The following is a 13,097-nucleotide window of genomic DNA, read 5'->3' as shown; positions in this document are numbered from 1 at the left end:
GTATCAATTTGAAAATGTGATATTTTGATTAATATTATACTGATAATCAAACAGTTATATTTTTTATCATTTTTCTATGCTACACAATTTAATCGAGGCATAGCTGGCTTGCCTCATAAAATTCTATGCTAAAAGGTCAAAAGCCTGTCTTAATTATCTAAAGACTTCCTTACTAAGTAGCCACTCATTCCTGCAAAACCGCCTACTAATCCACCAATCAATACCGTTACGGCTATTAAAAGCCCAGCATTTCCACCTAAAGGAAGGATTGAGGCAATTTTGGTAGAAAGTATTCCATCTGTAGCTATATGATAATATAATGTTACTAAAAGCCATAGTACTGCAATACCCGCTGCACTTTTACGAAAGGCTTCCCCACTAGATTTTGCTTGTAAATAACAAACAGCAAAGGCTGCTAAGGCTATTACCCACCAATCAAAAAAATACTGACTCACAAAAGCCACCATAATAATGATTGAAGTAAGCGGACTAAAAAACGAAGAACCTATTTTGCCTAATAATGATGATTCTTTTTCTGTGGTTGAAATATTATTTGCCATTTTTTAAAATTTTAACGCTACTTATTATTTGGTTAGCTTAATTGTCTTTTTAATTCTAGCAGACTTTTCATCTTTGCTTTGAAGGAATAATAATTCATTCAATTTACCTTGTCGCCACGTTTCAATCATATCGTCATAATGAGGACTACCCGGATTTCCTGACTGTCCCCCTGGAATTACGCCATATCCTTTAAAAGTATTGTTCTTTCCTAGTTGTACAATCATTCTCCACGAAGGTCCAGTGCGTTCGGTTGTAGCATTTACGATACCTTTACCTCCTCCGATTTTTACATCCATTTTACTAAATGAATTCAACCCTGGAATCAAGTGTTTTATATCCGTTGATTTATAATTTGCCCATGCCCAACTATTGCCCATATCTGCTTTTTGCCATTTTGTCAAACTATCCATCGTAGCTGTCAATGACGCACTTGCTAAGTCTTCGAGCGTCTCAACCTTATTCTTAGTTTTTACATTATCAAACCATTTAACTGTTGGAGTTTGGTTTATTAACTGTGCTGTTTTATCCCAAGAAGGATACATCATTGGAATATTTCCGTCATAACCAAATTCATCTTCCCAAATAGACTCATACAATAAGTTCGACCATGTTTCAAAAATTGACGGTGCAATCTCCTCTGGGTCATTTTTCTTATTCCACGTTTGTAATACTTTAATGGCTTTGGCTTGTTTAGCTGTTGGTGTTTTTACCAAACTAATTAGTTTATCCAACATACCATTGGCTTTTAGGTTATAATTATCATTCTGCAAATCTCTTAAACTATCTACCGTAACGTTAGTCATACTTTCTAAACGCTGATTGATGCGTCTGCCACGTTCAGAAGGAGCAAATTCCCAGTTGATGTAATATGGATAGCTAGGGTCAGTAGATGATTGATTAGCCGAACTTACAAATCCCCTCGCTGGATTTTTGACATGAGGGTTATGTGCATGAGGAATAAAGCTTTGCCAATCAGCGGCTTTGTCACTTCCATCTAAAATGTATTTGCCTTGTAGTTTGGCTTTCAATGGAAACTTGCCATTTACCCACAGCGCAATATCGCCTTGATTGCTGGCAAACACAAAATTTTGTGCTGGAGCAGAATAAAAGCTTAGGGCTTTTACATAATCGTCATAGTTTTTAGCACGATTTAAGCGATAAAATGTCGTTAATTCTTGCGATTTATCGTGTGCCACCCATCTGAGTGCATGTCCTGTAGGAATGTTTTTCTTGAAAGGCTTTTCGTTGTCTAAATATACAATTGGGCCGTGGTGGGTAAATAAAACGGTGTCTTTTACTACGTCACCATTTTTCATGATATACTGTTCAAAACGTCTGGTGATTTTCTTCCACTGTCCATCATGCCAATATTCTTCCATCTTAGCATCCTTGAATTTTACCTCATACCAATCTACAATATCAGCACCTACGTTGGTAACTCCCCAAGCGATATCACGATTAAAACCTCCGATAACATTGGGTGTTCCGGGCATTGTTGCACCATATACATTTACATTGGGCGCCACTAATTGCATCTGATACCAGATAGAAGGCAAACTTAAGGTAAGGTGTGGGTCGTTCGCTAACAATGGTAAACCCGAAGCTGATTTACTACCACTGACTGCCCAGTTGTTCGAGCCAATTCCTTTATCGCGTTCCGTACTCGCTTTCATACTTCCTATTCCTACAAAATCAGCAGGAGCTTTAGGCAAAGGAAGTGGCGTAAAATCAAGGGGAGTTCCTGTGGGAATAATAGGACTTTCTTCAAAAGGATAATTAGGGAAAAGTTCTTCGGCAACTTCTCTGCCATATTTTCTCAAAATGTTCGTCATGCGTAAATCATCTGTGCCAGAAGCTAGTACGAATGACATATTTTTTAAGAACAAGGCACTTTTCAAGGGTGTCCATAGCTCTGGGCTATACCCTAAAAGTTTGTATTCTACTGGTAATGTTCTTGCTTTTAGTTGATTGATATAGGCATTTACACCTGCTGCATAGGCTTCGATGGCTACTTTAGCCTGTGGGTCTTCTAGCATTCCTGCTAAAGATTTTTCTGCACCATAGACAGACCCCATCCTACGATTGTATTTGTCAGATTCTAATGCTTTTTCTCCTACTATTTCTGTCAAACGCCCTGCTGCATAATGTGTTTGAAACTCCATTTGCCACAATCTGTCTTTGGCTGTAACATATCCCTGTGCTAGGTACAAGTCGTGGTCATTGTTGGCAAAAATGTGCGGAATACCTAATTCATCATACTCAACGGTTACTTCATCGGTTAGTCCTTCAATTTTTAAAGAGCCTTGAACAGCTTTATCGGTCAAAGGTTTTTCTGCATTCACCCAGAAACCTGTAAAAGGACTTAGAAAACGGCCAAAAGCTGGGGCAGTTCCCCAATTTGTACTAAGGGCATAACACAAAGCAAAGGTGATAACCAAGGAGACAATTGCTTTTACTCTAGGATCTTTCATTGACAGTAGGAAATGTTAGTTCGACGATAATTGCACTAATTTAGAGAAATTTTATATTAATCTTAGTCATCAAAGAAAATTAAGCGAGTAAAGAATTTTATTTAATATTCAGTACTTTTTAAAATTAATATAGGATATATTTAATTGACTGGTTTTGAGCAGTTTGGTTTAGTCTGGTGCACTTACCATTGATACTTCAATATATTAAGGCATTCTTTGGTTAAGAGCACTCTTTAGTAAACTACTTTAAACATAGATAGAATATTAGTGGGTTGATAATTCCTTTATTTTTGTTAAAATACCTAACCATTCTAAATTTTATAAGCCCAACCTCATCTCAATCATGTGTTTGCTGAAACCAATTTTTTCGTAGGCTTTTATAGCGGATATATTATCATGGTATACGTCTAAACGAAGTTCTGAGATGTTTTGTGAACGTGCCCATTCTTTCAGCGCTTGAATAATTTTCATATTTACTCCTTTTCCACGGTGGTTAGGGTCGACATACATAAAACCCAAATAGCCATGCTTAGGATGTTGGAGATAAGGCTTTGCATCTTCGATACGGGCATAACCTGAGCCTATTAATTCGCCCTCTAAATCAGCTACTAATAATTCAATGTGCGAGGCGGTAATCATGCCTTCTAAATCGTAATAATGAATAAGTCCGTTTTTTAAGGTTTTATCGAAAGGTCTTTCGGCTTCGATAACGCCTTGTTCAAAGCGATAAAGCGTTTCTAAATCATCAAAAGTAGCTTTTCTTATGATAATATGGTTCATGGGTTTTGTGTCTTGAATATGCAAAAGGAATGGATTAAAACTTTTCTAAATTTCTTTTGAAGATAATAAAAGACTAATGATTAATAAGAAACATTTGAATATCGTTAATATAGATTATCTCCAAAAACAGCATTAGCGTATTTATTGGCACAAAATACCAACAAATACGCTAATAAAATCTTAATTTTTTGCATAATGATTCCTTTCTAGCGGGTGACTTAAGTCCTACTGATTACCCACATCTTTTAAAAAGTTGAAATGAAGAGGTGATTATTGATAAAATTGGTTTAAATAAGCTTAAATCGCCTTTCAAACCGAGCTTTGGTCGCCTCATTTCATAGCCTGACTACGTGAAACTCTTATTCCTAGCGAGGGACTTAAGTCCCTCGCTAGAGATAAAATTATTGATTACCAGGTATTAATACACTTGTGGGTAATCAATAGGACTTAAGTCACCCGCTAGAAAGGAATCGTTTGGATTTACTTTAATCTAAACCTGTTCTGAATCATATACCACTACTCTCTCCCAAAGATGTGAGTAATCTGCTATAAACTTTAAGTGAATAGGGTGTGTTTGATAAACTTCTTCTTCTTGCAGATTATCAAAAAATAGCATCCATGAAACTGAATAGCTACGGTCAATCACACTACGATTGGTACTGGCAGGCAAGCCAATATGATGGAAACGAATAGTAGGTACTTTTGATAACGTCGTTAATCCTTCAATAAGCTTTGTCCTGTCAGCTTCGTTCGATGGATTTTTCAGCCAAAAATATACGTGATGTACAAATTTTTTGTCTTTAGGCTTTGCTTCTGATGGTAAGGCAACGGTAACTAGCGCCGAAGTAATTGCCACATTGGCCAAGAATGAACGTCGTTTTATCGTTTTCATATTATTATTTATTGGAAGTTTAAGGAATGAATAATTTTCTATTTAAATAATCCTTCATACATTTTAGGCATAGCAGTCAATGGCTTTATACGGATGTCACGATAAAATGTTTCAGCTGATTCGCTTTGCAGTTGAATCTTACCACTAGTCATTGGCACCTCTTTACCATCTGAGGTAATATATCGTGAGTTTTTTAGGACCATTACAACGTGTCCATTGACTATATGAAGGCTTTTGCCATTGAAACAAATCAGCTCAAGCGTTGTCCATTCTCCTTTAGGACTTTCGTAATTATCAGAACGCATACAATAGTAATCACCTCCTTTTTTGAATGTACCGAATGGTTGTTTTTCATCGGCAATGCTACTCATAACACCTTCTGAAGGGAAAGAACGTATATCAATGGCTGAATTAGCTTGACACCAGTAATCGCCCATGTGTCCTTCCATAATTTGAAACTCCTGAGAAAGCATCCACGAACGCCAATATTCTGCCCCTGCTTCTCCAATAGAATGATAAAGTATTCCCGAATCTCGCAAACTGTTTTTCCTTGGCTCATATTTTTGTTTACCCCACTTTACTTGAAGTTTAAGGTGATAATTTTCGTATGACTTGCGTGTGAACAGACAGCCATATATTTCCCCACTTACTTTTAAAACAGGGCCGCTTGGTTCATTCAAAATAGAAAATACATGTGTATCGTCTTTATTATAACCAATAGGCTGAATAGGATTTCCTAATGAGTCTTTCGGTATTTTTCCATTATAATCATTTTTATGGCGATAGCTTAAGTAGCTTTCCCACTGTGTAAGGTCTTTGTCTAAAAGTGATTCCCATTCATCAGGTTTACTCATGGATGGAAGCAAAATAATACACAATAACAGCGTTATTGATAGGAATATACGTTTCATAGTTATTTTTATTTTATTTGTATGTTGGTTATACAGCTGTAAAACTACTTCAAAGCAAATCGGCATATGTTGTAAAAATCTAATATTTTTCGGTACTTTTATGGCTTTATTAATAAGATGATTATGAAACGATATGTACTGCATACCCCTTTTAATATTTATCATTTCGAGACTACTAAATGGATGCACTCGGTACATAAGCATACCTACTTTGAGATTATTTTTATCCTAAAAGGAAATGGTATTCATAACATCAATAGAAACACTTTTCAATATTCAGAAGGAGACGTTTTTCTGTTAGGCCCAGAAGATTATCATGATTTTGAAATTAATGATTTAACAGAGTTCTGTTTTATCCGCTTCAATGAGTCATTTCATCAACAAATAGGAGAAAAAGACAGTGCTTGGCAACAGATAATAAAAACATTGTTGTATACCTCCTCCCAAAGCCGTGGGTCTATCGTAGAGGACAAACAAGAGAAGCAAAAATTACACAATCTGTTAATGGTATTGGAAAGAGAATATGAGGCTCGCCAATCTCAATACTTTGAAATCATTCGTGATAGTTTAATGAGAAGTATGATGATGATTCTTGCCCGAAATTTATTTGGTCAGACTCCCGTCAAGCCAGTCCTTCAAGATTCTGTGGAAGCTATCCTGATGTATATCAAAGAACACATCTATAAGCCAACCGAACTCAGTGTAGAACATTTAGCGGAGGTATTCAATTATGCTCCTGCTTATATTAGCATCTTTTTCAAAAAGCACACTGGCGAATCGTTGAAACAATACATCATCAAGCACAAAATCAAACTCATCGAAGCCCGCTTATTATATAGCCAACTAACCCTAACAGAAATTGCTGATGAATTTGGCTATACCGACGAAAGTCATTTTTGTAAACAGTTTAGGAAATACACAGGGAGTACGCCCACTACTTTCAGGAAAATTTCTTTACCTTAATTCTTTCAAAATGATTTTATATAGTAATTTTTTAATAATCAATCAGTTACAAAAACCAATCATCAATAACTAATTTTTAAACACTATTTATGCAACAGAAAGCATTTGAAATAGAAGGTCATAGAGGTTGTAGAGGGTTAATGCCCGAAAACACTATTTTAGCTTTTAAAAAAGCATTGGATTTAGGTGTTGAAACATTAGAGTTAGATGTTTGCATTACGAAAGATCATCAGGTAGTGGTTTCGCATGAACCATATATCAATGCGCTTTTTTCTACCCATCCAAATGGTTTAGCTGTTACTAAAAAGGAAGAAAAATCGCTGAATTTGTATCAGATGACTTATGAAGAAATCAGTCGATATGATACTGGTTTGCGTGGCAATAGGCTTTTTCCTGAACAACAAAAACTGGCTACTAACAAACCTTTATTAAATGAAATGTTGGCTTTTTGTGAAGGTTACATCCAACAAAAAGGACTCAACCTTGTTCATTATAATATTGAAATCAAGTCGGAAGAAAAAGAGTATGGCATTTCTCAGCCTGAAAACATTGAAGAATTTGCTCATTTAGTTTATCAAACGGTCATCCAATATGTTCCTTTTGAAAGAGTAATTATCCAGAGTTTTGATTTTAATGTCCTTCGTTTTTGGCATCAGCAAATCCAAATAAAGCAGTATGATAAATGTACTTTATCGGCTTTGGTAGAGCGTGAAGGTGTTGAGCCTTCTTTGCAAAAACTGGGTTTTATCCCCGATGTTTTCAGTCCTTATTTCAAACAATTGACAAGAGGGAAAGTAGCGATGTGTCATCAAAAAGGAATAAAAGTGATTCCTTGGACGGTAAATGAAACGTCGGATATGTTAGCCATGAAAAATATTGGCACAGATGGGCTCATTACTGATTATCCAGACAGAGCATTAAAATTATGGAAATAGGCGTTTTGTGCAGTATTTTTGTTTTTACATTTTCAATTATTAAAGTCTAATGGTTACTTTCCCAAACGCAAAAATCAATATTGGTTTATACATCACTGAAAAACGTGCTGACGGTTTTCATAACCTCGAATCTTGTTTTTATCCTGTTGGTTGGTGCGATATTTTAGAGATTTTACCTGCCGATGAATTATCTTTTAAAAGCACAGGCTTGCCTATTCCGGGAAGTCCAGATAGTAATCTTTGCCTAAAAGCCTATCATTTATTAAAACAAGATTTTGATATTCCACCCGTCACTATCCATCTCCATAAAGTTGTACCCATTGGAGCAGGTATGGGAGGAGGTTCGGCAGATTGTGCCTTTACCATCAAAACTTTGAACGAGCTTTTTGTGTTACATTTATCAATAGAGCAAATGGAAAACTACGCTCGTCGTTTGGGGAGCGATTGTGCCTTTTTTATTCAAAATCAGCCCCAATATTGTTTCGGGAAAGGAGATGAATTTGCTGATATTACTATTGATTTAACAGGAAAGTTTATCGTATTGGTAAATCCTAACATTCATATTTCTACTGCCGAGGCTTATTCAGGAGTAAAGCCACAAAAGAATGAGATTGACTTAAGAGAAGTTTTGAAAGAACCTGTTCAAACATGGAAAAATGTGGTGAAAAATGATTTTGAAACGCATCTCTTACCCAAATATCCACGTATCGAAAACATCAAGAATAAATTATACGAACTTGGAGCTTCGTATGCAAGCATGACTGGCTCAGGCTCAACGGTATTTGGAATTTTTGAAGAAGCAATAGCAACAAAAAAACACTTTGAAGAATACGCCGTTTGGGAAGGGAAACTATAAATAGATTTGAAGATACGCTAATTTGAAAACTAATTACTGAATTTTCCTCTGTAGTAGTCTAAACTTAAGATTAAACACAAATATGCAACGCAGAGAACCTTTTAAATTTATGCTTCAGATGGCAATCTTCGGAAGTGGATTGATATTTCTAGGCTTATTATTAACCTATTTGGGTATTGAAAGACCCAATGCAGGTTTTGGTAAGCTAATATTACCTCCTATTTTTTGGGTAAGCACTTTGTTAATGTTAATCAGTAGCCTGACAATTCATTTAGCAAATTTGAATTTTAAAGAAGATAATTTTTTCAATTATCGTATCTATACTGGTATTACGCTTGTACTGGGCTTACTCTTTGTTGTCATGCAATTAGTAGGTTGGCAACAACTATTATCGCTCAATGTGAATAATCACTTCCGTACTGCCCGTGGGTTTGTCTATATACTTTCAGGATTACACATCTTACATCTTCTGGTAGGACTATTTTTTCTAATCAAAATATTCTTGGAAGCTATCAAAAGGATTCCGTATATCGATTCTTTTGTGTATTCAGTTAATCCTCCGAATCAATTAAAAATCAACCTGATTGTATTCTATTGGCACTTTGTAGATTTGCTATGGATATTACTTTTCTTGTTTTTACTTTGGCAAAACTAAAAGGTGGATTTGAGATTTTATAGTAAAACGTTAAATCACAAATCCACAACTATGCTAAAGATTAAAAGTTGCACTTAGATAATAAAAGCCCCCTACACTTGGCCCAGCCAAAAAGTTATAATAATACTTATTTAAAAGGTTTGTTCCTCCCAATTTCAGTGTCAAGCTTTGTGCTGGTAAAGCATACGTCAATTGCCCGTCTAGTGTTGAATAGGCTAGTACAGTGCCCGTCGCTAGAGACGATTGCCATAAAAACTGTTCTTGCCATTTCAAGTTGACATTGAATCCTAACCGTTCTGTTATTTTTCGATTACTGATTGATACATTCATAATCCATCTTGGCGTATTAAAGGCTTCTTCTAATCCATCGTTGGTAGTCTTATGGTCTAACTGAGCATACGATGCATTTCCCGAGAGCATAAAAGTTTTATAAACCCTATAACTCAACCCTATGCTTCCACCATAATTGAAAACCGTGGTTTTAGAGTTTGTCCATACACGATAGCGTTGATTTTTAGTACGGTCGTTCAAGGCAAATGCGATTGAATCTGGATTTGCACTAGCAGTGAGCGGTAGATTTGTTTCTACCTGAGCCATAAAGTTCTGGTATTGATTATAATAAAAATCAATGTCAACGTATAGTCGTTTATCAAACCATTGTCCTTTATAGCCAATCTCAAAACTATTCACTGATTCAGGCTGAATATAACCATAATCATTCTTTTTCAAGAGTCCTTTGTTTTTAACCACTGCCTGTGCCGTTGTTAATCCATTTTTATTAACATCATTAGTAATAGCCGTTTGAAAAGCATCGATAGAGGTTTTGAAATAAGAGTTCTCAAAAATCCCCTGTGACATTATTGGTAACCCTCCTACTCTTTTTACCCCTCCGCTATTAACATTCGAGAAAGCCTCAAAAAGACTTGGGAAACGATAAGCATTTTGATAAGAAATCCTAATATTCTGGTCGCCAGTTGGCGAGTAAACAAGGGCTACTCTCGGATTCCATCGCAAATCAAAATATTGATTTTTATCGGCTCTCAACGCTCCATTAAATTTGATTTTATCATTCAAAAACAATTTTGTTACCTGCACAAAACCTCCTACTTTATCATAAGTCAGGTTTTGATCAGGCTTTGTAGGATTAATAAAATAGTTTCCATCGGGTACTACTTCAAATGTTCTATAATCAACACCTGTCAGGATATTTAGTCCCCATTTTTCTCGTAAGCTACTCAATAACTGTTGGGTTAAATCTGCTTGTGCCTCTGCATGATATAACCAAGATTGTACTCGCAAAGCCGCACCAATGTCCCAGTTATTAATATCCCCCAATTTCTTGATTAAAGCATCAAATTCGGCTGTATGAGGTTGAGGTCTTCCTTTATCAGCTTGGCTACGGGCTAATTGCAATGCTTCGGTAACACTTTTACCTGTATTCGTACTAGCATTGAATTGATTGGTGAAATCTGTAAACCAAGCATCATCCCCTTTAAAACTACGGTCGATATTCTCTGCCATTGAACGAATGTTATATGACTGCCCAGTATTTTCGTGAGTCATGTATAGTTTTGCTTGAATAGAGGGCGTCTTTAAGCTAATACTATGCTGGTCGATACGGTAATCATTCAATCGAAAGCGGTTGGTACGCTGGTAAAGATTATCTAATACGCCGAAACGATAAGTATAAGCTATCTCCCAGTTTTTAATAGGACGAACGAACAAGCTAATGTCTCCTTTGATATTTCTGAGAGAAAAATCAGCAATTTCTTTTTCCATATATCCTGTTCGGGCTACTGAATAACGTTTGCCCCCTAAAGTCAAATTTCTTCTATTCGACGATTCATTTCCATATCCATTGATACCGTCATAAGCGGGATTATCGTTTCCAAAAAGGTTTAAGCTAGCATTCCCATTCGGGTTTAAATCGCTGTTATTATCCGAAATCCAATCATAGCCCGTCAGGTATTCAACATTGATTTTTGTCGCAAACATATTATTAAATGCCTTTGCCCAGCGAATAGAGCTTTCACTAAAAATATGCACAGAAGCATTGTTATCATTAAAATGATTGACACCTGTTTTCTGCTGAAAACTAAGCCCTTGATATTCGAATGGATTTTTAGAGAAAATATTCACCAAACCATTGAGGGCATTCATTCCGTATAAGGCGGAAGCTGCACCATGCAGCATTTCAACATGGTCAACATCCAAATCGGTAGGTGCTAAAGCACTAGCAATGGGCGAGCCTATATGAGGTGCTTGGTTATCGACACCATCTACTAATTGTACAAATCGTACATTGGTAGGGTTTGCAAAACCACGGGTATTGTATACCTTAAAACCCAAACTTGACGTCAGTAACTGAACTCCTTTGATGTTTTCGATAGCATCATAAAAGGAAGGTGCGGCTGAATTTTGAATCGTTTTATTATCCAATAAAGCAATGCTAATCGGCGATTTCAACACACTTTCGGGCATTCTTGATGCCGTTACAACTACTTCCGATAACTGTCGAATGGTATCTTTATAAACTATCTGTTGAATTTTTTTCTGAGATTGGGCTGTAAAACTTACTGTAGCCAAAATACTCAGTAAAAGGAAATGCTTTGTTTTAAAAGCATTATATTTTGAAAAATATAACGATAGACATCTGAGTAGCGTTGTTATCATAGAGGTAACGTTGATGTTAAAATAGTAGATAAAGTTTAAATGAGTAGCTGTTTTACGATTATAACTATTAGGTAAATATCAATTTGGCAGAGGCAATTATTAGCCCCAAGGCCAACAAGTAACGAAGTGTAGGTAGGTTAAACTTTTGGCTCCCAAAATACGAGCCAAACAAGCCCCCTAAAATAGTAGCACAGATAGCCCATTGTAGGTTTTCTGGAATGTGCATATTTCCTTTTGTAATTTGTCCGTATAACCCAGAAAGAGAATTAACAAAAATAAAAAGTGCAGAAACTGCGGCAGTTTCTTTGAGTTTTGCCCATTTCATCAACAGCATTAGCGGACTCAAAACGATGCCTCCGCCTATGCCAATCATTCCCGACAGCAAACCTATTATTCCGCCAGAGGTCAAGCCAGCCCAAAGTGGTACTTCTTTATTTTCGGTTTCTTCTTGTTTGAACTGATACAATAAACGAGCAATGGAAATAAGAATACAAACGGCTAGAATTTTCTTATAGATGGCATCTGAAAGGGTCATAGTTCCTCCTAAATAGGCAAAGGGAATACTGGCTATAGCAAAGGGCCAGAATAGTTTAAACTTAAAATGACCTGCCCGATAAAATCCCAAAAATGAAAAGAGGGAAACTGCAAGGTTCATAATCAAGGCCGAAGATTTCATTAAAGACGGAGCTACTCCTACAATCGCCATGACTGCCAAATAGCCACTCGCCCCGCCATGCCCTACAGAAGAATATAAAAATGCTACGATGCTTAAAAGCAACAGCATTAACAAGAAAGTTGCATCCATACCAAACGTTATATTTTAACAAATATAGCGTTTTTCAATAAATACATTACATAGAAAAAATTGACTTTAGACTATTTTTGATTTTCTTGGGCGAGAAATGCCTGAAAACGAGCTTGAAGAGACTTGTAGGCTTCAATGGCTTGGAGCCCTTCTGGCGTAACGATGGTGCCTCCTCCGCTTTTCCCTCCTACTTGTGTGATTACAAAAGGTTTGGTTGACTGAGTATTCATGGAGGTAATCAAATCCCAAGCTCTTTTATAAGACATTTCCATTGCCTTGGCGGCTTTGGAGATTGAACCGTGTTCAATAATCAGTTCTAGTAATTGAATACGTCCTTTGCCCAGAAAACGCTCTGAACCATCATGGTTTTCTATCCAAATTGTTCCTTTTACACATATATCATTATTTGTTGGAAGAAGGGATTTCATTTTTTTTGACTCTTTCTGGACTTTGGGGATTAGGACTTTAGGTATTAAGACTTTAGGATTTTGGACTTTAAGATTTTTAGACAAAAGATACTAGACGTTAGACTAAAGACTTTTTTGATTTTAGGATTAGCTCAAAACTGAAAAGCTCAAAGTCGACACCTAAAAGC

General features: G+C 36.3%; 12 protein-coding genes. 4 read left to right on the top strand and 8 right to left on the bottom strand.

The genetic code is table 11. The annotated features are described in order from the left end of the window. Positions 1–149: 149 nt before the first annotated feature. From J2Y60_RS16970 to J2Y60_RS16950, 5 genes are all read right to left on the bottom strand, one after another. Entirely contained in the window at positions 150–560 is a 411-nt protein-coding gene (locus J2Y60_RS16970) for a hypothetical protein (RefSeq protein ID WP_309920832.1), read from the bottom strand. Between the two features lie 24 nt (positions 561–584). Beyond that, entirely contained in the window at positions 585–3,032 is a 2,448-nt protein-coding gene (locus J2Y60_RS16965; protein ID WP_309920835.1) for a penicillin acylase family protein, read from the bottom strand. A 318-nt stretch (positions 3,033–3,350) separates the two neighbouring features. Further along, complete coding sequence (locus J2Y60_RS16960) at positions 3,351–3,812, bottom strand: GNAT family N-acetyltransferase (RefSeq protein WP_309920838.1); 462 nt, start codon at positions 3,810–3,812, stop codon at positions 3,351–3,353. A 490-nt stretch (positions 3,813–4,302) separates the two neighbouring features. Beyond that, positions 4,303–4,704, bottom strand: coding sequence for a Dabb family protein (locus J2Y60_RS16955; RefSeq protein ID WP_309920841.1), 402 nt, complete (start codon positions 4,702–4,704; stop codon positions 4,303–4,305). A 38-nt stretch (positions 4,705–4,742) separates the two neighbouring features. Further along, positions 4,743–5,615: a DUF1080 domain-containing protein gene (locus J2Y60_RS16950; protein WP_309920844.1), complete on the bottom strand. Its 873-nt coding sequence runs from the start codon at positions 5,613–5,615 to the stop codon at positions 4,743–4,745. A 123-nt stretch (positions 5,616–5,738) separates the two neighbouring features. Here J2Y60_RS16950 and J2Y60_RS16945 point away from each other — a divergent pair, with 123 nt between their 5' ends. From J2Y60_RS16945 to J2Y60_RS16930, 4 genes are all read left to right on the top strand, one after another. Further along, on the top strand, positions 5,739–6,578 hold the full coding sequence (locus J2Y60_RS16945; protein ID WP_309920848.1) for an AraC family transcriptional regulator: 840 nt from the start codon (positions 5,739–5,741) through the stop codon (positions 6,576–6,578). Between the two features lie 89 nt (positions 6,579–6,667). Continuing rightward, a complete protein-coding gene (locus tag J2Y60_RS16940) occupies positions 6,668–7,513 on the top strand; it encodes a glycerophosphodiester phosphodiesterase family protein (protein ID WP_309920851.1) in 846 nt (281 codons plus the stop codon). A 49-nt stretch (positions 7,514–7,562) separates the two neighbouring features. Then, a complete protein-coding gene (ispE, locus tag J2Y60_RS16935; RefSeq protein WP_309920854.1) occupies positions 7,563–8,369 on the top strand; it encodes a 4-(cytidine 5'-diphospho)-2-C-methyl-D-erythritol kinase in 807 nt (268 codons plus the stop codon). Between the two features lie 82 nt (positions 8,370–8,451). Further along, on the top strand, positions 8,452–9,024 hold the full coding sequence (locus tag J2Y60_RS16930; protein ID WP_309920857.1) for a cytochrome c oxidase subunit 3: 573 nt from the start codon (positions 8,452–8,454) through the stop codon (positions 9,022–9,024). 54 nt (positions 9,025–9,078) lie between these two features. On the opposite strand, the gene J2Y60_RS16925 is transcribed toward J2Y60_RS16930, so the two are convergent. The 3 genes from J2Y60_RS16925 to J2Y60_RS16915 form a co-directional block, all read right to left on the bottom strand. Continuing rightward, positions 9,079–11,697 carry a TonB-dependent receptor domain-containing protein gene (locus J2Y60_RS16925; protein WP_309920860.1) on the bottom strand — a complete coding sequence of 873 codons (2,619 nt, stop codon included), beginning with the start codon at positions 11,695–11,697 and terminating at the stop codon, positions 9,079–9,081. Between the two features lie 67 nt (positions 11,698–11,764). After that, positions 11,765–12,502 carry a sulfite exporter TauE/SafE family protein gene (locus J2Y60_RS16920; RefSeq protein ID WP_309920863.1) on the bottom strand — a complete coding sequence of 246 codons (738 nt, stop codon included), beginning with the start codon at positions 12,500–12,502 and terminating at the stop codon, positions 11,765–11,767. A 71-nt stretch (positions 12,503–12,573) separates the two neighbouring features. Beyond that, the gene (locus tag J2Y60_RS16915; RefSeq protein WP_309920866.1) at positions 12,574–12,930 is read right to left on the bottom strand and encodes a winged helix-turn-helix domain-containing protein; all 357 of its coding nucleotides are present in this window, start codon (positions 12,928–12,930) and stop codon (positions 12,574–12,576) included. Between the last annotated feature and the right edge of the window lie 167 nt (positions 12,931–13,097).

It is taken from the genome of Arcicella sp. BE140 (assembly GCF_031456255.1).
GTDB classification, from domain to species: Bacteria; Bacteroidota; Bacteroidia; order Cytophagales; family Spirosomataceae; genus Arcicella; species Arcicella aquatica.
Note: the sequence above shows the minus strand (reverse complement) of the source record. Positions and strands in the feature narration are given on the sequence as shown.

Bases quoted from the DNA above. Each gene is read 5' to 3' on its own strand.
- J2Y60_RS16955 (WP_309920841.1), bottom strand. From the start codon at position 4,704: ATGAAAACGATAAAACGACGTTCATTCTTGGCCAATGTGGCAATTACT.
- J2Y60_RS16945 (WP_309920848.1), top strand. From the start codon at position 5,739: ATGAAACGATATGTACTGCATACCCCTTTTAATATTTATCATTTCGAG.
- J2Y60_RS16950 (WP_309920844.1), bottom strand. From the start codon at position 5,615: ATGAAACGTATATTCCTATCAATAACGCTGTTATTGTGTATTATTTTG.
- ispE (WP_309920854.1), top strand. From the start codon at position 7,563: ATGGTTACTTTCCCAAACGCAAAAATCAATATTGGTTTATACATCACT.
- J2Y60_RS16960 (WP_309920838.1), bottom strand. From the start codon at position 3,812: ATGAACCATATTATCATAAGAAAAGCTACTTTTGATGATTTAGAAACG.
- J2Y60_RS16930 (WP_309920857.1), top strand. From the start codon at position 8,452: ATGCAACGCAGAGAACCTTTTAAATTTATGCTTCAGATGGCAATCTTC.
- J2Y60_RS16970 (WP_309920832.1), bottom strand. From the start codon at position 560: ATGGCAAATAATATTTCAACCACAGAAAAAGAATCATCATTATTAGGC.
- J2Y60_RS16940 (WP_309920851.1), top strand. From the start codon at position 6,668: ATGCAACAGAAAGCATTTGAAATAGAAGGTCATAGAGGTTGTAGAGGG.
- J2Y60_RS16915 (WP_309920866.1), bottom strand. From the start codon at position 12,930: ATGAAATCCCTTCTTCCAACAAATAATGATATATGTGTAAAAGGAACA.
- J2Y60_RS16920 (WP_309920863.1), bottom strand. From the start codon at position 12,502: ATGGATGCAACTTTCTTGTTAATGCTGTTGCTTTTAAGCATCGTAGCA.
- J2Y60_RS16925 (WP_309920860.1), bottom strand. From the start codon at position 11,697: ATGATAACAACGCTACTCAGATGTCTATCGTTATATTTTTCAAAATAT.
- J2Y60_RS16965 (WP_309920835.1), bottom strand. From the start codon at position 3,032: ATGAAAGATCCTAGAGTAAAAGCAATTGTCTCCTTGGTTATCACCTTT.